The organism is Flagellimonas pelagia, assembly GCF_003584135.1.
Taxonomy (GTDB): domain Bacteria; phylum Bacteroidota; class Bacteroidia; order Flavobacteriales; family Flavobacteriaceae; genus Flagellimonas; species Flagellimonas pelagia.
On the sequence record NZ_QXFI01000018.1, the window covers coordinates 11,873 to 32,021 of the forward strand.

Consider the following 20,149-nt stretch of genomic DNA (forward strand, 5'->3'; position numbering starts at 1 on the left):
CTATTGTTTAAAATATTGTAATTCAAATACTGATTCTAGATAGTTGTCAAGAGCGTCAAGTGCATCCATTTCCGTGTTTATGGCATCCCGAATAATCTGTGTGAACGCTGCATAGTCCACCGCACCCTCCGCGTAGGCCAACAATGCTCCCCTGCGCTGCTCTTGGGCAAGCGGCAAGGCCTTGTCCCTATAAAATTGCCACGATGCGCTCCATTTCTGATAGGCTTGCACCGCCTGCCGATATTCGGATTGCAGCTGGCGTTTGGTATAATCCGCATTGGTCTTTGCGATTTCACTTTCAATTTTGGCGGCCTTGGCTTGACTACGCTGTCCACCTGAAAACAAAGGAACCGAAATGCCGGCTTGATAGGTGTAGAACCCGCTATCACCATTGACCTGTTGCAGTCCGCCCTGAAGGTTGAACTTAGGCAGCAAGTCAGCCCGTGCTGCATCGTATGTCGCCTCGGCCTCCTCGATGCGCCTTTGTGAAAGTTCCAGCTCTGGGTGTTTTCCCAAATCCCCTTCCCATCCCAAAACCGTTACCGCACTTTCATCAAGTTTTTCTGGAACGGAATAGTAGATGTCCGAAACCAACCAAAGATTGAGCTTTTGCAGGGCAATGGCATAATCACTTTCGGCCTGTTGCAGTTGATTGTTGATTTGTAAGGCCTGATTTGTGGCCGATGAATATTCCAGCCGGGAAATGGCCTCTACCTTGAAGTTGAGTTCTATTGCTCTTTTAAACTGTGAATAAATGGAATCCAGTTCACGGTACAGTTCAAATTTCTGTCGTTGTCGATAGGCTTCTGACCAAGCCTTTTTGACCTCCTGTTCCACTTGCAGTTCGGAAAGGTCAAGAGCTGTCTCGGCCAAAGCGATGCGTTGTCTCTGCAAACGCCTTTTTGCACTGATGCCCAACAGGTCGATATTCTGTTGTCCAACCCCAACCAAGGTATAAATTCCTTGTCCGTCCGCAATTTCTTCGCCACCTGTGAAGACTTGGGTATTGCCAAGGTCGTAAGCCATACCTTTTAGGGCGGTTTGTTTTTGGACCTCCCATTGTTTCGCTTTCAACAGCGGGTAGTTTTTCCTGGAAACTTCCACCGCCTCTTCCAATGAAATAGCGGGCAGTGAATCATTAGGCTGGATCTGCCGTGCATTTTCAAAACCTTCTTGCGCATGCATTTTGGCAGGCAGTGCGGTGGCGAACAAAAGAAGGACCATGACCACAGGGGTAACCCATTTCGGGTCGGGTTTCCTCATCCGTTCCGAACGTCCCTCGACCCATTGGTAAAAGATGGGTAGGATAAAGAGGGTCAAGAGGGTCGAAGTTATCAAGCCACCAATGACCACGGTGGCCAAAGGTCGCTGTACCTCTGCCCCGGCCGAAGCCGAAACGGCCATGGGAAGAAACCCTAAAATATCCGTAAAGGCCGTGAGCATAATGGGACGAATCCGTCTTTTGGTGCCTTCTATAATTCTACCTTTAAGATTGGTCACGCCTTCTTCCTTCAGTTCATTGAGACCACTTATCATGACGAGTCCGTTCAGAACGGCCACGCCAAAAAGCACGATAAAGCCGACCCCCGCGGAAATACTAAAGGGCATATCCCTTAACCAGAGGGCGAACACACCGCCAATGGTGGCCATCGGGATGGCGAGGTAGATCATCAAGGTCTGTGGAAAGGACTTTAGCGCAAAATAAATCAATATGAAAATCAGGAACAAGGCAATAGGGACAACAGTTTGCAATCTATTGCTGGCGCGTTCCAGATTTTCGAAAGCACCACCATACCGAATGTAATATCCTGTGGGCAGGTCAAACTGGGCATCCAATTTTTCTTGGATATCCTCTACAACGGATTTTACATCACGGTCGCGAATATTGATGCCCACATAGGTCCGCCTATTGGTATTGTCACGGCTTATCTGCATCGGGCCGGGTTCATAACTTACCTCGGCAATTTCCCGTAATGGGATTTGCGAACCATTGGGCAGGTTGATGAACAGGTTCTGGATGTCCTCGATGCCTTGCCGGTTTTCCTTTTGAAGTCTTACGACCAGGTCAAACCGTTTTTCACCCTCGAAGATTACGCCCGCCTTTCCTCCTGCAAAGGCGGCCTGTACCACTTTATTGAGCTGTTCGATCTTTAGACCGTACTGTGCCAATTTATTGCGGTTATAGTCAATGGTGATTTGTGGCAGGCCGTCCGTGGCCTCAACTTTCATATCTGCCACACCGGGAACGGTGGCAATGATTTCCCCCATTTCCTCGGCCTTGCTTGCCAATATGCCGAGGTCTTCCCCGAACAATTTAATGGCCACATCCTCACGAACACCCGTAAGCAATTCGTTGAAGCGCATTTCTATAGGTTGGGTAAACTCAAAATTCACACCGGGAACGATACTGATGGCCTCCTTCATTTTTTCCACCAATTCATCCTTGCTTTCTGCAGATGTCCATTCATCCGTTGGTTTGAGGATAACGAAGACATCGGCGATATCCATGGGCATCGGGTCCGTTGGTACATCGGCGACACCGATACGGCTGAGAACGGTTTCCGCTTCGGGAAATTCGGCCTTCACGATACGTTCAATCTTTGTCGTGGTTTCGATGGTTTCCGACAGGGAACTGCCGGGTTTCAAGATCGCGTGAAAGGCAATATCACCTTCGTCCAATTGCGGGATAAACTCACCGCCCATTCTCGTAAAGACGAAAATGGCAATGGCAAAAATGGCAATGGCAATGCTTACGACCACTTTGGCCTTGGAAAGTGATTTGGTCAACAACGGTTCATATTTCTGCTCAATCCAATGCACGAACCTATCGCCATAGGATTGTTTTTTGGATTTTGGCGGCCGTAGGAACAATGCCGAAACCATGGGCACATAGGTAAGACACAATAGCATGGCCCCGATCATGGCGAAAATGAAGGTAAGGGCCATGGGCCGGAACATTTTCCCTTCGACACCCTCCAAGGCCAAAATGGGCAGGAACACGATCAGAATGATCAGCTGGCCAAAGAAAGCGGCGTTCATCATTTTTTTGGAGGCCTTGGCGGCGATGTCATCCCGTGTTTCTGCACTAACGCCATTCTTTTTGACCACATAGGAGTACATTAAAAAAACGGTGCCCTCTACGATGATCACCGCACCATCCACAATGATTCCAAAATCGATTGCCCCCAAGCTCATCAAGTTTGCCCATACGTCAAAAACATTCATCAGAATAAAGGCAAACAATAGGGATAAGGGTATGGTCGAAGCCACAATGAGTCCGCCACGCCAATTTCCCAATAACAAGACCAACACGAAGATCACGATAAGCCCACCTTCCAAAAGGTTCCCCGTTACCGTGCCTGTTGTCTCGGCGATCAATTCGCTACGGTCAAGGAAAGGTTTGATGGACACCCCTTCAGGAAGGGACCGTTGTATCTGTTCCACACGTCGGGTCACGTTCTCGATCACCTCGTTGGAATTTGCCCCTTTGAGCATCAAGATCATTCCGCCCACGGCTTCGCCCTTTCCATCTTTGGTAAGCGCACCATAGCGTACCGCACTTCCCATGCTTACCTTACCTATATCCTTCACTTTGATGGGAATGCCATTAACGGCCTTGACCACCATGTTTTCAATATCCGATATGGTCCTGGCCAGCCCTTCACCACGAATGAAGTTGGCTTGGTGGTTACGCTCGATGTAGGCCCCACCTGTATTCTGGTTGTTGTTTTCAAGGGCCGAGAACACTTCTGTAATGGTAATACCAATGGCGCGAAGTTCGTCCGGGTCAACCGCCACTTCGTATTGCTTTTTGTTTCCGCCAAAGGCGTTTACCTCGACCACGCCGGGTACCATGGCCATCTGTCTCCGTACAATCCAGTCCTGCATCGTTCGCAGTTCCGTTGCCGAATATTCACCTTGATGTTCATCATCTACTTCAAGGGTATATTGGTAGATTTCACCCAATCCCGTTGAAATTGGCCCCATAACGGGTTTGCCAAAGCCAGAAGGGATCTGTTCCTGAACCTCGGGCAGTTTTTCGGCTACAAGTTGTCTGGGCAAATAAGTGCCCACCTCATCGTCAAATACAATGGTCACCACAGAAAGCCCAAAACGGGAAACAGAGCGGATTTCCTTGACATTGGGTAGGTTGCTCATCGCAACTTCCACGGGATAGGTTACAAATTGTTCTATATCCTCCGTTCCCAGGTTGGGTGATTGGGTAATGACCTGTACTTGATTATTGGTGATATCCGGTACGGCATCGATGGGAACTTGGGTCATGCTATAAACGCCCGCACCAATCAATGCGAGGGTCAGCAGACCTATAATAAATTTGTTATTGATTGAAAAATCAATGATTCTGTTGATCATGGACAAGGGTATTGATTCAGTTTATATTCTTACTGGGCGCATTGATGAAAAGCAACGCACGATATTGACGTAACCATGAAAAAGTCACGTCAAAACAGGATAGTTTTATCCTATAAAAACTGGATCATGCCCGAGGGGGCTGTAAAAGAGAAGGTGGAATATCCTTGCCGAGGTCATCAAAATGGGCAAAGAATTCGTCTGGGATTTCTGGCTGGTACGGTTCAAATGCGACAAGCCCAAAATCTATGGTGTGAACGTGGCAACAATGACATTGACAGAAAGGCGAGCAAAGTTCACAATCGTCACCTTGGTCGCCGTCAGAATCGACTACCGAAACAGTTTGGCAATCGTCAGAGGCATTCCCTGAATCACTACAAGGCACCACGTTGAGCGCCAAGAAGTATATTGTTAATATGATTGTCAAAAATTTCACGGGGCAAAGATAAAAAAATCCAAGTGCAACTCTATTGCAAAGAATGGTTCTTAAAAGGAACTCTTTTTGGACCAATAAAAAGTAGTTCCAAACTTCATTATTGGAGTTTTCCCCCTAAAATATCAGGTCATTACTAGAGTATGAAAAAAGTGACATCGGCAACGGCCTTATGCCGTCCCTTTCCCGAGAAATATTTTCCGGGTTTATCTTTGCGCAGTATTGATCGGAATACGTCCTTACTCGCTTTTATTTGGCCAATAGCGCTCCCGATCCCACTTGTCTCGGGTCAGGTTTCAAGGGTTGTTTGACGGTCGTAACCACCTCCAGACTGAAATGCCCGAACTCTTCGGTCACCGTTCCGTGGCATAAATAGATGCCCTTTCCATGAATGGGTGTGGATGCCATCGTTTGTGGAAAGTGTACACAGTCAAAAAAGTGCCCTTCCAGATCGAGCATGGTGGTAAAGCGCATGGTGTCCCCTTTGGATGTGGTGTTCAATCGGGTATGCACTAGGGAACCATAGATCCAGATCCTTTGGTTGACATAGGCCTCAAAATCACCGGCAGTCAGCCTACTCTTCACTTTGCCGTCCATAAGTTCATAATACCCGCATAGTGGAAAACCCAGAAGTTCCATTTGGTCGTAGGCATCCTCAATAGGATGGGAAGGTAAATTCGGCAATGTAAAATGCCTGTGGTTGGGTTTAAAGAGCAGTTTCTGGATAGTTTCCTTTCGATGGGCCTTGGTCTTGAACACGGCCTGCCAAAGCACTTGCTTCTTGGGCACGTCAAAGACACGAAAGGCATCGATACGCACCAAGATGGTCAACTGTTCGATGGCAATGGGGACACGGTCGATAAAATCATCAAAATCTCGGAATTTGCCATGGAGTTGCCTTTCGTTCAAAATGCGTTGGATGACCAAACGTTCCAAACTCCGAAGCTGCCCCAGCCCCAAATAGATGTGCTTCCCATAGATGACATTGACATGATCACTGCGGTTGATACAGGGCGGATGGATAATTCCTCCCCACATCTTAGCCTCATGGACATAGAGCTCTGTATCATAGAACCCTCCCCTATTGTTGAGCACGGCTACCATAAATTCCAGGGGAAAGTAGCATTTCAGATACAGGCTCTGGTAGCTTTCCACGGCATAGGAAGCGGAATGTCCCTTGGCAAAGGCATAACCCGCAAAACTCTCGATCTGTTCCCAGACCATTTGGGTCAAGGCAGCATCGTGCCCCCTTTGTTTGCAGTTTTCAAAAAACTTGAGTTTCACTGCTTGGAATTCCTCCCGGGAACGGAACTTTCCGCTCATCCCCCGTCGCAACACATCGGCCTCCCCTAGGTCGAGTCCTGCAAAGAGATGGGCCACCTTGAGCACATCCTCTTGATAGACCATGATCCCATGGGTCTCCGGCATGATCTCCAACAGGATGGGATTGGCCTCCTTGCGGCGTTCCGGTTCCCGCTCCCTGCGGATATATTCATCCTTCATCCCCGAGGAGGATACCCCTGGACGGATCACGGAGCTGGCCGCCACCAGTCCCAAGTAGTCATGGGTCCGTAGCTTTTTCATCAGCCCCCGCATGGCTGGGGATTCCACATAATAGGCCCCTATCGCCCTTCCTTGGCTCAACAACCGATTGATATTGGCATCCTGTTTCATGGCCTCCACGCTCTTGATGTCCCAAAGCATGGCATCGGGTCGGTTGTCCTTGATCACCTCAACCGCCTCCTTGATCTTGGCCAATCCCCGTTGCCCAAGGATATCGAACTTGAACAGGCCTACATCCTCGGCAATGATCATATCGAACTGCACCGTCGGAAACCCTTTGGGCGGCAGGGTCGTGGCCGAATAGTAATGCTCGGAACGGTCCAGAATCAAGATCCCCGAGGAATGCACACTGATGTAATTGGGCATCCCATGGATATAGGTGGCGTATTTCAGCACCAATCGGGCCAGTTCGTCCAAGCTTCCTTGCTCATACCGACCTGCACTGAGCTTATCGATTTCCTCGGTGGGCAGACCGAACACCTTGCCCAGTTCCCGAACAGCGGCCCGGTATTTAAAGGTGTTGTAGGTTCCCAATAGGGCCACATGCTCGAAACGTTCAAAAATATAGGCCGTGACATCGTCCCGGTCCCAGGTGGAAAAATCAATGTCAAAATCCGGAGGGGAGGCCCTAAAGGGATTGATGAACCGTTCAAAATACAGGTCCAGTTCAATGGGATCCACATCGGTGATCCCAATTAGGTAGGCCACCAGACTGTTGGCCCCACTCCCCCTGCCCACATAGGGATACCCTTTGGACTTGGCATAGGAGACGATATCATGGTTGATCAAAAAATAGGACACGAAGTCCAGTTCCTGAATGGTACGCAGTTCCCGGAACATCCGCTCCTTGACCTTTTCCGTGGGATGGGCATAGCGTCGAGGCAGCCCATCCAATGCCAGTTCCCGCAACCGCTCCACATCCAAGGCCTTGGACGCCAAAAAACGGGACTGGTTCTGGGAAACCCGCTCACTTCCAAACCCAAAGGCAATGGTACAGGAGTCCATCAACCGCTGCGTATTCTCCCAGATATGCGGAAAATCAACCAAGGCTTTTTTTAGTTCCTCCATGGACCGAAGGGTATCAGAGGGTCTGGCCTCCTCGGACTGGGGAAGTTTACTCAACAGTGTGTTCAATCCTATGGCCCGAAGCAACCGATGGGTATTGAAATCCTTTTTGTTACGAAAGCTCACGGGCTGTAACAACACCAATCTATCGGTATAATCCCGGTACCGGGAGAACCGTAATTTCCGGAGCTCTTCGACGGATACCCCAATGTACTCATAAGCTCGGAAGTCTGTCCGTTCCTCCTCCTGGATCTTCTCGAAGGGATAGATGACATGGACATGTTCGAATATTGGAGCCACGGAGGGAATGGATGTTCCCTTATGCAAATGTTCGGATAGAAAGGCATTGATCTCCCGAAACCCTTCATTGTTTTGTGCCAGGCCCACAAACTCCTGTACGTTCCCGTTGCGAAAATCGATTCCCAGAATGGGACGTATTCCCTGCTCATGGGCCAGTCGCACAAAGTTCATCCCTGCCGAACTGTTGTTGATATCGGTCAGGGCCAAGGTTTCCACCCCATGGGAACAGGCCAACTCCAAGAGCTCCGTTTCGGAAAGCACCCCGTAGTTCAAGGAATAATAGGTATGGCAGTTCAAGTACATGCTATTGTTGTCTATGGGCCAATAAGATGGGTGGTTGTCCGTCAAAGGGGTTTCCGCCTCTTCCTATACTATGGGCCCCCATGGCCGAGGCCCGCATCAAACTGGATTCCCCAAATCGGTTCCGTACACGATCCATGGCCTGATAGAGGTTGAGCAGTTTTTCGTCATCCGCGAACAGGTCGATCTGGTAATGCCCCCCTACGATATGACTGTAGTTGACACCCACGAGTCGGATGAGCATCCTTCGGTCATAAAGGGAGGTAAAGAGTTCCTTCACCAAGGGTACCAACACATGGTCCGCAGAAGTATAGGGAACCCGTTTCTGCTTGGTGTAGGTCTTGAAATCACTGTACCGGATCTTCACACTCACACAGCCCGTCATCTTATTGGCCCTTCGGAGTTGGTAGGCCAGGTTCTCGGCCATGGCGAACAAGGTGGTCTCCAGTTTGACCATATCGGTGGTATCCTTTCCATAGGTACGTTCCGTAGAAATGGACTTCCGTTCATGAAACGGGAGCAAGGGGGAATTGTCCAGCCCCTGGGCCCGCATCCAGATGGTCCGTCCATGCAACCCAAAGGCGCTTTCCAGCATCTCCAAGGGCAGTTGCTGTACGGTCTGTATGGTAGTCACCCCCATATTGGACAAAAGCCCATAGGTTTTCTCCCCCACGGAGGGCAGTTTACGAATGTGTAAAGGCGCCAGGAACTCTTTCTCCAGTCCAAGATCGATCTTCATCTGGTTGTTGGGCTTGGCCTCCCCGGTGGCCACTTTGGAGACCACCTTGTTCTGGGAGAGTCCAAAGGAAATAGGCAATCCCGTTTCCCTCAAGATCCGTTGTCGAATTTCCGAGGCGTATTTGTAACAGCCAAAGAAACGGTCCATCCCGGAAAGGTCGGCATAGAACTCGTCCACACTGGCCTTTTCAAAGACCGGGACACTCTCCTTGATAATCTCGGTCACATTGTCCGAGAACTTCATATAGGTCCCTGCATTGCCCTTAATCACAGTGGCCTCCGGACACAACCTCCGGGCCACTTTCATGGGCATCCCTGAATGCACCCCAAAACGCCGGGTCTCATAGCTACAGGCCGCGACCACCCCTCTGTCCCCCAACCCACCGACCAAGAGGGGCCGCTTCATCAGACGGCTGTCCAGTAGTCGTTCACAGGAGACGAAGAAGGTATCCAGATCGATATGGAGAATGGTGGGTTTCATAAAATGTTGGATTTATTCCTATAATTTGGAAAATATCCAAATGTACGGAAAGGAACAACCCGTTTCAAAACTTTAACAATTTTGCCTATCTTAATACGGCATAATTCAACCTCAACATGTGTTACTCGACCAGACAGACCCGGGAACGGAAGGAGCTGGAAAAACTCCTTTCTGTCAAGGCCATGTACGGTGACCTGGACACCGACCTGGAACTCATTTATTTCCACGCCAACGGCTGGAGCCATCCTGTGATGTGGACTTTGGGCCAGGAAGAGCCCTACAATATGCTCCCTGCGATGTGGGGCATCATGCCCCCAAAGGAAAAGCAGGAAAATTACACGGAGTATTTCAAGAACCCAAAAACCTTTGGGGGACTGAATGCCAAATCCGAAAAGCTCTTTGACCACTTCGTGTACCGGTACTGTTGGGAGCACCAACGCTGTATCATTCCCGTGGACGGATTCTTCGAACCACACAATACGAAAGTGAAAGTCAAGGGAAAGGATTTTAAAGTTCCGTTTTATTTCCATAGAAAGAACGGCGACCCCATATACCTAGCGGGCATCTATACCAACACGGCCGATGGACGGAGGACCTTTGCCGTACTCACCAAGGACGCCACCCCCATGTTCGAGGAAATCCACAATGAAAAGAAAAGGCGACCCGTCATCATTGATGATGAAAACTTGGATGCTTGGTTACATAACGGCAACAATAAATCAGATGTTCAAGATCTTATCGATGACGATCTATGGGAAGGTGATCTGGAAGCCTATCCCGTCACCAAGGACCTCTATAGTAGAAGTGTGGATTCCAACTATCCGGGCATCATTGAAAAAGTGGACTACGAAGAGGTGTCCATACCCTATTGACCTTTCCTTTTGACCATGTTCATGGGTACGGACAGGGAATATCCCCCATTAAGGGTTCGCTAGCCCCGGAAGTGCAAGATCTTCAACGGTCAACCCAGACAGATGTACTTATATTTCATGAAAAATATATAAAAATCATCGTTTTTCACGCCAAGTAATTGTTTTTCATGGTATATTTGTCATTATATTTCACGTCATCATATGAAAAATAATGATTTTTCACAGAAAATAACGGTTTTTCATGGCCGCACCTTACCTGAGGAAGGTTTCTTGGTAGGTCAGTCCCTTTTGATTGCCACAATGGAGAATCAATTTGATGTAGCGGTTCCCCTGCCTGATATATTGGCCATGGCAACGGAGAAGCACCAACGCTACGATACGGACCAATGGCAAGTGTTCACCATAAGGCACAAACCCAAGGACGACCTGAAAAGCCATTTGGTCTTTGCCCTTAAATACGAGCCCTTGGACCTATATCTCCTCAAAAGGTTTTTCGAGTTGACCGGGGATGCCATCATACACCAAATGTTGGAAGAGGAGCCCACGGGGCAATACACTAGAAGGGCGTGGTTTCTATACGAATGGCTGACCGGAATAACCCTTGACGTACCGAACCTGAACAAGGGCACTTATGTAACGGTGGTGGACCCCAACCTACAATATACGGCCGAGCCCGAGAATTCCACACGGCATCGCGTCAAGAACAACCTGCCCGGGGTCCCGGGGTACTGCCCGATGATCCGACGGACGGCAAAACTGGATGGGTATATTGCCAAGGACCTATCTGAAACCATCGAAAAGGGATTGGGCAAACGGGACAAGGATCTTATTCGAAGGACCGCTGCTTTTTTATTGTTGAAGGACTCGAAGGCATCCTTTGCCATAGAAGGGGAACATCCCCCGAGCATGCGGGCAAGGAATTGGGGAAAAGCCATAGGCCAATCGGGCAAGTCCCCTTTGGGCATACAGGAGATCGAACGGTTACAGCATATTGTCATCGGCAACAAAAAACTGAGGCATATGGGCATCAGGACCGGGGAAGGCTTTATTGGGGAGCACGATAGGGAGACCCTCTCCCCCTTGCCCGACCACATCTCTGCCAAGGCCAAGGACCTTCCTCTTTTGATGCAAGGGTTGTTCGGCACGAACGAGCTGTTGCAGAAGTCTCGGTACAATCCTGTATTGGCCGCGGCCACCATCGCATTTGGCTTTGTTTTTATCCATCCCCTATCCGATGGCAACGGGAGGATACATCGCTATATCATCCACCATTTGCTTACCCGGATGGGGTATACCAAGAGAGGTATGATATTCCCCATATCCTCTGCCATTCTGGAACGGATTGATGAATATCAGGATATTCTGGAGCATTTTTCCTCGCCAAGGGTCGATTTGATCGAATGGGAGGAAACACAAGACCATAACATCGATATCCTGAACGAAACCATTGATCTATACCGGTACTTTGATTTGACCAAACAAGCGGAATTCCTGTATACCTGTGTGGAAGAGACCATTGAAAGGATCATACCGGAAGAATTGGACTATTTGGAAAAATACGATCGGATGACAAACCTTATCAATGCCCGTGTGACCTTACCGGATACCAAAGTCGATCTTTTGATCAAGTTTCTGAACCAGAATGAAGGTATATTGTCCAAAAAAAGAAGGGAAAAGGAATTTGCGGAATTGACAGATGCTGAAATCCAGGAAATTGAAGATTCATTCCAAAGTATTTTCCAAGGTTGATGGGTAACCTGACCCAGTTTGGGTTCCCTAACTATTCAAATCCCTATCTGTGGTAGGACACCGGCATGGTTCGACCAAAATAAAAAGGGTTCGCTTTCCCGAACCCTTCTTTTGTACCATTTGGAAGCCCTATCCCTCCAATATTTTGGCCTGCCGTTCTAAACTGGCCACCCTTTCCTTGATCCGTTCCTCCCGTTTTTGACGCTTTTCAGTATAGGATTTTTCGATTCCCAAAATCTTCTCCTTGTAAAAGGATTGCATTGCCACATAAAAGGATCGGTTGGTCAAATCATTGGAGTGGTTGCTTTCCCCAAGGTGTACCTGTCGGGTCAACAGGAACCGGAGCAGTTTATACAAGGTCTCCTTTTTGAAACCCTGTTTGAACCGGGCCACCCGTTCCCCATCGGATAACTTGGAATCCTCGCCGAAGAATTCCCCAAAATGTTCCCTTTGGCTATAATACCCGATGTTGTTCTCGAACAGGGAAATGGCAATGGCCACCATTTCATCCGTGGACAAAGGCTTTTTCAGGTTGATATAATCGGTCTCACGTATCATGTCCACGACTTCCTTGAACTGGTTGTTGTTCTCGATCTGTTTTTTCCGCAATTCCCGTGTATTGATCTTGATGATCTGCTCCTCCGGGGTACACTCGGACATTTTGCGTTGCTCCAAGGCCTTGGTACCTGAACTTCCACTATGGGTTTCTTCCCTGACCTTCACAAATACCGGCCGGGTCAAATAGGTGTCCGTTTCCAGCAGGATACCCTTTTCAAATCCAAGGTCCACGGCCTTGTCCCATGCCTCCTTTTCCTCCGTGAAGGATTCCAGGGCCTCTTTCAGGAATTCACCCAACTCTTCCTCGGTATATTCATAGTGTCGGTGCTCCTCCCTAATGTGATTCATGGTAGGTTCTATGGGCTCCTTTAAAATGTCCAGCCCATTGGTCAAATGCACCGCTAGGCCCTCCTTTTCCATTTGGGCCATGACCCATTGGTTGCGTTCCTCGTCCACCCGGTATTTGTTGATGTTGGGCACCAGTTTCAATCCTTCCTTTTTCACGCTTTTCAATAGCTGCATAAAGGTCTTGGTCTTTTTGTTCTCAAAACAGGAGGTCCGGGTACAGACCATCTTCCCATCACCGAACAAATTGCCCTGATTGGCAGCATTGAAGGGACAGGTATGGCAAGCCCCGGCTTTGGGAAGCAACGTCTTATCCGACAACCCAAAAGGGGCTTTGGACAGATCGAAGGTGCGGCTTTCGATCATCCGTTTGATCCGATGTTCCTGGAATTCGTCTTCTAGGCTTTCCAACAGCATCAGTTGTTCTCCGGGTTCAAAAAGGGCCACGGCCACCCCTAGGGAGAGGGTCATTTCCCCACTGCGGATAAAGGCCTTGAATCCCTCGATCAATCCTGCCAACTTGATGCGTTGCCGGATATAGTTCTCAGATCGGCCCAGACGTTTTGCAATCTCCCCGGGTTCGTAACGATCCAACAAAAATTGGATGGCCTCGGCCTCCTCCGTGGGTTCCACATCCTTGCGCTGTAGGTTCTCGATGATCTGGACCTCCAGAATCTCAGTGTCCCTATAGTCCCTTACCATGGCAGGGATAGTGGTCAATCCTGCCAATTTACTGGCACGATACCTTCGCTCACCCATGACGATGATAAAACCTTCGTCGGATTTTCGTACGGTGATCGGCTGCAGCACCCCATGTTCGGCAATGCTCTGTTCCAAATGATTGAGACTTTGCTCATCAAAGGTTTTTCGGGGTTGGTCTGGGTCCGGGAAAACCGAATCGATTCCCAACAACTGGATCTGTGGAACGTTTTCCACCTTCTCCACAGTTTTGGTTTGTTCCGACTTTGAACCTTGGTTGTTACCTGCTTTACGTGTCGCTCTCTTCTTTGTTTGTGCTTCCATGATCTTTGGATTTTGGTTAAACAATATTTGAGCGGAAACCAAGCGGAAGACAAATTTTTGGAGTGGCAAGGAAACGGAATAAAAAGTGACAGGGGAACGGCTTTATGTCCCTTGTCCGACAAACCATTTGCGGGCTTATCTTTCGAAAACTATTGGAAGATAAAAAAGAAATCTACCCCTCCAGAAGGCCCATAAGGGTATTATAGTTCCAAACCTTAGATGGATATCCCTTGTACGCATGTTTGAAACCGAAGGTTTTTCTTTGAAAACCCATAGAACCCTAAAAACCAAAGGCTACAATATCAATCAGGCACGAACCTAGGTTATGGGAAGCGTATCCGCCGTCCTAGTCCTGAAAATGACTTATTTGAGGGCGGGGCGGACAAACGAGGGGACGATACGGCATTGGGGTATTGAACGGTAATGAAATACTACTGGGAAGATTGCCAAATTCAAAAAATAGGTAAAACAAAAGCCCATCGTTTCCGATGAGCTTAATAAGGTCTTTTCTTGTATGAGGTAAATCTCATCTAACAGAACCTAAGGCGGTTCACCCAATCATTCATCAATGGCATCCGCAGTTGGAATCCGCGGTCACTTCTCCTTTTAAGTGTTTTAGAATGTAAGGGGACAAGGTTATTTCCCCATGGTCATTTTTGGGTTCAAAATAGCCTTTGAGCAATACCTCGATTAAGATTTCTTTATTGGGTTCTCCCATTGTAGCTCCATTCCAAACCCATTCCCTGGCTTCCGGACTGTCTTCCAAATGTTCAGGATGGAAATCGAGGTTGCCGACCCTTATGGTAGGGGAAGCAACAATATGGGCTTTTTCGGCTTCCTCTATCGTTTTAATCATGGTTGAACTGAACAAGATTTCGCAGTTCAAATGATCAAAGAGTTCTTGAACTTCTTGAATCGCCGATAGCAATACACCTTGAACAGAATCACAGGCTGAGCAAGTACCTTCCCCAGTTGTTGGCATTCCCACTTGAAAAAGGGTCACTCTCAATGCATTTTTTGTCTTTACTTCCATGTTCATACGTTTTTAAGATTAAAGTTTACCCCTAAGACATGGAAAATGGACAAAGGATGCAGGTTTATACAAAATTATGATAGGCAACAGGATTTTGTAATGGTAAATCTCCACATTTGGTTTTCAGAATATTCAACTTCACCACATTCATCAAACTTTGCCCTAACCTTTTTCCTTGCCCTTAAGATCCTTGACTTTGTTGCCGATAATGTCAAGCCCAGATGCGCGGCAATACTTTTCTGCGGAAGGCCTTCTATATCCGAAAGTCTCAAGGGAGTTGAATAGTCGATAGGGAGACCATTTATAAACTTATCGAGCCAAACAAAGACGTTTTCATCATATTCATCCGGAACAAACAGGTGCAACTGTTCCAGGTCAACAAGTGTGGTCTTTCTTGGCTTCTTGTAAAAGTCAAAAATTGTATGTTGTGCAATCCTGTATAACCAAGCCTTTATATATCTTACGTCATTTTTTTTCTCACAATATGTTATGACCTTGATAAGAATCGTTTGCATTATATCATCAACATCATGCTCATTGTAAACACGCTTGCCCACATAGTTCCTTAAATCAGTCCGAAGGTCTTCCCAAATATTGAATATATCACATTTCATAAGTATAGGTTGTTAAAAAAGGAGGTTGAACAAATAACCGGAAATGATCATTCCAATGGCAATAGTTGAAAAGAAGGCAATGATCAACTGCCTTTGCATCACTTTTTGGAGCAGCAGGCCTTCGGGGATGGAAAGTCCGATCGAACCCATCATAAAGGCCATGGCCGTCCCTAACGGAACCCCTTTGTCAACGAGCGAATCCAATATGGGCAGGATTCCAACCGCATCAATGTACAATGGAATCGATACCAATACGGCAATGGGAATCGCAAAAGGGTTGGATTTTGAAATATAGGTGCCAAAAAATGACTCGGGGACATAGCCGTGGATAAATGACCCTATTGCAATTCCTATAAAAATATAGGGGACAAGGTTTTTAAGGGTCCGAATGGCCTCCCGATGAATTCCAGGAAATCGTTTCAGCAAATTTCTGCTATCCTTTTCCCTCGAATGCGCTTTCCATTCATTGTCCTTGAGCCATTCTGCCACATATTTGGCCATACCCATCTTTTCCAGGATAATTCCACCGATCACCCCCAAGACGATTCCTGAAAGTAGGTACACTATTGTAACTTTCCAACCATAGCCCAACCAGAAAATGGCAATAGCGATTTCGTTCACCAAGGGTGAGGTTATGAGGAAGGAAAGTGAAATTCCCAGTGGGATCCTGACCTGCATCATTCCCACGAACAAAGGAATGGAAGAACACGAGCAAAAAGGTGTCAAGGCACCCAAAGAGGAGGCCACAACATTCCCAAGACCTGATTTTTTGTGTTTCTCCAAATAATCCCGGATTTTTTCCATGGGCAAATAGCTTGTTACCACTCCCATTACATAGGTCACCAGCACAACCAGAATGGAAATAGAGCCAAAGGCAATGATGAAATAGTGTAATGCTGAGCCGAATGTATCCGTATCAGGAATACCCAAAAGGACATGGACAACATAGTCTGCCAGTCGGGTAAGCAGTTTTGTAAAGATTTCCATCTTAAAAACGTTTTAAAGAATTGCTAATAACACCTTGTCGTTGCTGACTTTTTTATAGTCATAAACCTTCCCGTCAATGACCAATGCAGGAAAGGTAAGGACCCCGTAGGGCATGGTGTCCTTGAGGTCAGAAAACTCGGTGATGTTTACGTCCAGATGGTTTTCACTGGCAATTTTTTCGATTTGTGCCCTTATGGGGGATGCAGTGGCGCAGCAGGATGAATGTAAAATTTTGACTTCAGTACTCATAGTTCAGTAATTTTAAATAAACTTTACTATGTAGTCTAAAATGGCGTGTCAAAAGACACAATTCTCAATAAAAAAATGATTCTACCTATTTGTACTTTGTGGATGCCTGAAAATCAACCAAGTGGTTTATTAACGGGATACACGATTCCTTAACAGAGCAATTGACGAAGTTGCCATTGGCATCATATACGATATCACAGCATTCCACAAATAATTCCCTTAGCTTTGTTCTTGCCCTTTGCACCCGCATTTTTGCAGCCGAATACCCCAAGTTCAGCTTTTCAGCTACATCTTTTTGGGATAGTTTGTCGATGTCACTCCATTGTAAAGGCTCGGCATATTTTTTGGGAAGGAACTGGATCATGGGTATCATATGATCATACACGGATAGCTCCAGATTGGTTGGTTCAGTTGCCTCAAGTATCTTTACATCACTAAGTTCAACAATTGGGGCACTCTTTTTGAAATGGTCATAAATGGTATTTCTGGCAACTTGAAACAGCCAGGCCTTGATGTTTTCAATTTCCCTATTTTTTTGATAGGACTCGACCAGTTTCAGCATTACCTCTTGCACAATATCTTCCGCAATGGTTTCATCCCGAACCTTTTTTAAGGTAAAGTATTTTAAATAACTGTAGAAACTTTCGATCTGTTCATTAATATCGCAACATTTCTTTTTCATGGCTTTGCTTTTATGGCTTTCGGTTTAATGGTGTGCCAGCCTACACAGGATATGTATACAAAGAGGTTGGTGAAACTTTTATTTTTCACTCTTCCTATTTCCTTTGTCAATTAAGGATGAAGCTTTAGTAGTGGTAAAATTTCCCTGTAACTGACCATGGTTTTCAATTCCCTTAAATGCTGATCAAGGGTAGATTTACAATGGAAAATATTTCCACCAAGTTGCCTGTTATATTCTTGTACTTACATTGTTCCTTACAAAATTCATCACAGATTTGGATTGTCTTACAAGAAAATATTTAGACTAAGGCCTTAAAAAATAATCAATGGGCCTTTCTCAATGCTCCAGCGTAAGCGTTGGGCAATATGCTGCCCTCAACGGCTTTGGCCGCCTTTTCGACATCATATTCGAAGCGTACAAACTCCACATGGATGCTATTCTTGTCCGGCCTACGGAAGTTCCCATCCATGTTCAACAGCACATAGCATCCCCTATTGTCGCCATCCTTGGGCTTTCCGATGGATCCGATATTTATCGCATGGCGGTATATGGTGCCTCCATCATAATCCAAAAGGGCCTTGTGATAGGGTTGGTGTGTATGTCCAAAACAGAGGATATCGGCATTTGCATCCCGCAGGATGCGTACCAGGCTCTTCTCCTTCCGGTCCTCGAAAAGATACTCGTTGATTCGTCTTGGGCTTCCATGCACCAGGAGTAGGTTCACTGTTTCATCGTTCCTTTTGAACTCCACATTGATATGGGATGGAAGGTTTTTCAGGTAGGCCCTTTCATCATCCCCCATAATGGAGTTGGTATAGGATATGGAAATTGCCCCGTTCGCCTTTTCCTCATCGCTCTTGTAGGCACAGCCACAATCATCACTGTTGCGTCCGATGCCAAAATCATAGTTGCCCGCAATGGTGGGTATCCGGCGTTTTCTGATCTCATGGACCACCTCGTTGGGCCAGATGTTATAGCCCACAAGGTCCCCAAGGCAATAGATGGCGTCCGGCCTATGTTTTTCCACATCCACAAAAAAGGCCTCAAGGGCAGGAAGGTTGGCGTGGATGTCCGAGAAGAGTGCAATTTTCATCCTTATGCGGTTTGCGGTTTAAAATACTTTTTGCGCAACCAAAAGGCGACCCTTACCAACAGAATCAGGGCAGGAACTTCCACCAAGGGCCCGATGACCCCTGCAAAGGCCTGGCCGGAATCCAGTCCGAAGACGGCAATGGCCACGGCAATGGCGAGCTCAAAGTTGTTCCCGGCTGCTGTAAAGGCCACCGAAGCGGTCTTGTCATATTCGGCACCCATCGCCTTGGTGAAAAAGAACCCAATGATGAACATCAGGGTAAAGTACACCAAGAGGGGTATGGCGATTACCACCACGTCCATGGGAATCTCCACGATAAGTTCCCCTTTGAGGGAGAACATGATCACAATGGTGAACAACAGGGCGATCAAGGTCATGGGAGAAATGGCGGGAACAAACTTTTGGGCATACCACTGTTCCCCTTTGATCCGGACCAATATCGTTCGGCTAAGGATGCCCATAAGGAAGGGGATGCCCAAATAAATGGCCACACTCTCCGCTATGGTCCCTATGGAGATGTCCACAATGGCCCCTTCAAAGCCAAAATATGGGGGCAAAACGGTGATAAAGATCCACGCATAGAAACTGTAGGCAAACACTTGGAAGATACTGTTCAGGGCCACCAGTCCCGCACCATATTCCGCACTGCCCTCGGCCAGGTCATTCCAGACCAGCACCATGGCAATGCAACGGGCCAAACCTATCAATATCAATCCGACCATATACTCGGGATAGTCCCTCAAAAAGAGGATGGCCAGGACGAACATCAACACGGGGCCGATGATCCAGTTGAGCACCAGGGAAATGGTCAAGATCCTGGTGTTCTTGAACACCTTGGGCAACAGTTTATAATCCACTTTTGCCAAAGGTGGGTACATCATCAGGATGAGACCTATGGCAATGGGGATGTTAGTGGTGCCGCTGTTGAACGAATTGATGATGTCGGGGAAGGACGGGAAGAAGTAACCGATACCGACCCCTACCGCCATGGCGATAAAGATCCAAAGGGTAAGGTTCCTGTCCAAAAAGCTCAATTTTTTTACTGCCATGTGTTATGATTTGATCTGTGAAAATACATACCAAAGTTCCGTTGCTATCTGTATGCTCCTTTCAAGGTATTTCTCGGCCTGTTGCGGGGTATTGTCAAAGGCCTTGGGATCCTCAAAGGTGATGGGGATGCGCTTTTCCGCACCGGGCACAAAGGGACAGGCCTCATTGGCCGAATCACAGGTCATGATGGCCCCAAAGCCGGAACTGGGGTTGAAGGCATCGTCCATTTTCTTGGAGAACCCGATCACCGGATGGGCATTTTCCGCATATTTGATGGCATAGACAGGATTTTGTCCCTGTGAAAGCTGTTGGATCTGGAACCCTTGTTTCCCCAAGGTTTCCGCCACCATCGGGAACAGGGCCGTGGCTTCGGTCCCCCCCGAATAGCAAAATACGTTCTTGATGTTGAAATGGAAAGCCATGGCCTGTGCCCATATCTGTGACAGGTGGCTCCTCCTGGAATTGTGGGTGCAAATGAAATTCAGGCGTATTTCCTGATCTTCGGAAACTTTCGACTGTATGAACCCGGCAAGGGGATCAAGGATTTCCCTACGCTCCGGGGAAACGGCATCCAGTTTCAAGGTTGTGATGAATCCCGCTATTTCAGGGAACAGGCTAGTTGTGGTCGTAGTCATTATATAGA

The 20,149-nt window shown here is 47.4% G+C and carries 15 protein-coding genes; 2 read left to right on the plus strand and 13 right to left on the minus strand.

What is annotated here, in order from left to right:
* From D2V05_RS06450 to dinB, 4 genes are all read right to left on the minus strand, one after another.
* Positions 1 to 4,374, minus strand: coding sequence for a CusA/CzcA family heavy metal efflux RND transporter (locus D2V05_RS06450; protein WP_119646830.1), 4,374 nt, complete (start codon positions 4,372 to 4,374; stop codon positions 1 to 3).
* A gap of 124 nt (positions 4,375 to 4,498) precedes the next feature.
* A complete protein-coding gene (locus D2V05_RS19955) occupies positions 4,499 to 4,807 on the minus strand; it encodes a DUF6660 family protein (protein WP_081894468.1) in 309 nt (102 codons plus the stop codon).
* A 246-nt stretch (positions 4,808 to 5,053) separates the two neighbouring features.
* Complete coding sequence (locus D2V05_RS06460; protein WP_119618876.1) at positions 5,054 to 8,035, minus strand: DNA polymerase III subunit alpha; 2,982 nt, start codon at positions 8,033 to 8,035, stop codon at positions 5,054 to 5,056.
* Between the two features lies 1 nt (position 8,036).
* Positions 8,037 to 9,251: a DNA polymerase IV gene (dinB, locus tag D2V05_RS06465; protein WP_036379060.1), complete on the minus strand. Its 1,215-nt coding sequence runs from the start codon at positions 9,249 to 9,251 to the stop codon at positions 8,037 to 8,039.
* A 116-nt stretch (positions 9,252 to 9,367) separates the two neighbouring features.
* Here dinB and D2V05_RS06470 point away from each other — a divergent pair, with 116 nt between their 5' ends.
* Positions 9,368 to 10,123: an SOS response-associated peptidase gene (locus tag D2V05_RS06470; RefSeq protein WP_036379062.1), complete on the plus strand. Its 756-nt coding sequence runs from the start codon at positions 9,368 to 9,370 to the stop codon at positions 10,121 to 10,123.
* A 201-nt stretch (positions 10,124 to 10,324) separates the two neighbouring features.
* Positions 10,325 to 11,872, plus strand: a complete 1,548-nt coding sequence (locus tag D2V05_RS06475; RefSeq protein WP_036379063.1) for a Fic family protein — start codon at positions 10,325 to 10,327, stop codon at positions 11,870 to 11,872.
* A gap of 129 nt (positions 11,873 to 12,001) precedes the next feature.
* Here the strand turns inward: D2V05_RS06475 and D2V05_RS06480 are convergent, their stop codons facing one another.
* From D2V05_RS06480 to D2V05_RS06520, 9 genes are all read right to left on the minus strand, one after another.
* Positions 12,002 to 13,798 (minus strand): ParB/RepB/Spo0J family partition protein, encoded by a 1,797-nt coding sequence (locus tag D2V05_RS06480; RefSeq protein ID WP_036385939.1) that lies wholly within the window; start codon positions 13,796 to 13,798, stop codon positions 12,002 to 12,004.
* Positions 13,799 to 14,363: 565 nt separating this feature from the next.
* A complete protein-coding gene (locus tag D2V05_RS06485) occupies positions 14,364 to 14,831 on the minus strand; it encodes a DUF2703 domain-containing protein (protein WP_161594391.1) in 468 nt (155 codons plus the stop codon).
* Between the two features lie 74 nt (positions 14,832 to 14,905).
* Positions 14,906 to 15,445 (minus strand): sigma-70 family RNA polymerase sigma factor, encoded by a 540-nt coding sequence (locus D2V05_RS06490; RefSeq protein WP_051947128.1) that lies wholly within the window; start codon positions 15,443 to 15,445, stop codon positions 14,906 to 14,908.
* A 12-nt stretch (positions 15,446 to 15,457) separates the two neighbouring features.
* A complete protein-coding gene (locus tag D2V05_RS06495; RefSeq protein ID WP_051947129.1) occupies positions 15,458 to 16,432 on the minus strand; it encodes a permease in 975 nt (324 codons plus the stop codon).
* Positions 16,433 to 16,444: 12 nt separating this feature from the next.
* On the minus strand, positions 16,445 to 16,681 hold the full coding sequence (locus tag D2V05_RS06500) for a thioredoxin family protein (protein WP_051947130.1): 237 nt from the start codon (positions 16,679 to 16,681) through the stop codon (positions 16,445 to 16,447).
* Positions 16,682 to 16,766: 85 nt separating this feature from the next.
* Positions 16,767 to 17,363 (minus strand): sigma-70 family RNA polymerase sigma factor, encoded by a 597-nt coding sequence (locus D2V05_RS06505; RefSeq protein ID WP_051947131.1) that lies wholly within the window; start codon positions 17,361 to 17,363, stop codon positions 16,767 to 16,769.
* A 322-nt stretch (positions 17,364 to 17,685) separates the two neighbouring features.
* Positions 17,686 to 18,456, minus strand: coding sequence for a metallophosphoesterase family protein (locus D2V05_RS06510; RefSeq protein WP_036379065.1), 771 nt, complete (start codon positions 18,454 to 18,456; stop codon positions 17,686 to 17,688).
* Positions 18,457 to 18,458: 2 nt separating this feature from the next.
* Complete coding sequence (gene arsB, locus D2V05_RS06515) at positions 18,459 to 19,505, minus strand: ACR3 family arsenite efflux transporter (RefSeq protein WP_036379066.1); 1,047 nt, start codon at positions 19,503 to 19,505, stop codon at positions 18,459 to 18,461.
* A gap of 3 nt (positions 19,506 to 19,508) precedes the next feature.
* Positions 19,509 to 20,141: a low molecular weight phosphatase family protein gene (locus tag D2V05_RS06520; protein WP_108423559.1), complete on the minus strand. Its 633-nt coding sequence runs from the start codon at positions 20,139 to 20,141 to the stop codon at positions 19,509 to 19,511.
* Positions 20,142 to 20,149 lie beyond the last annotated feature (8 nt).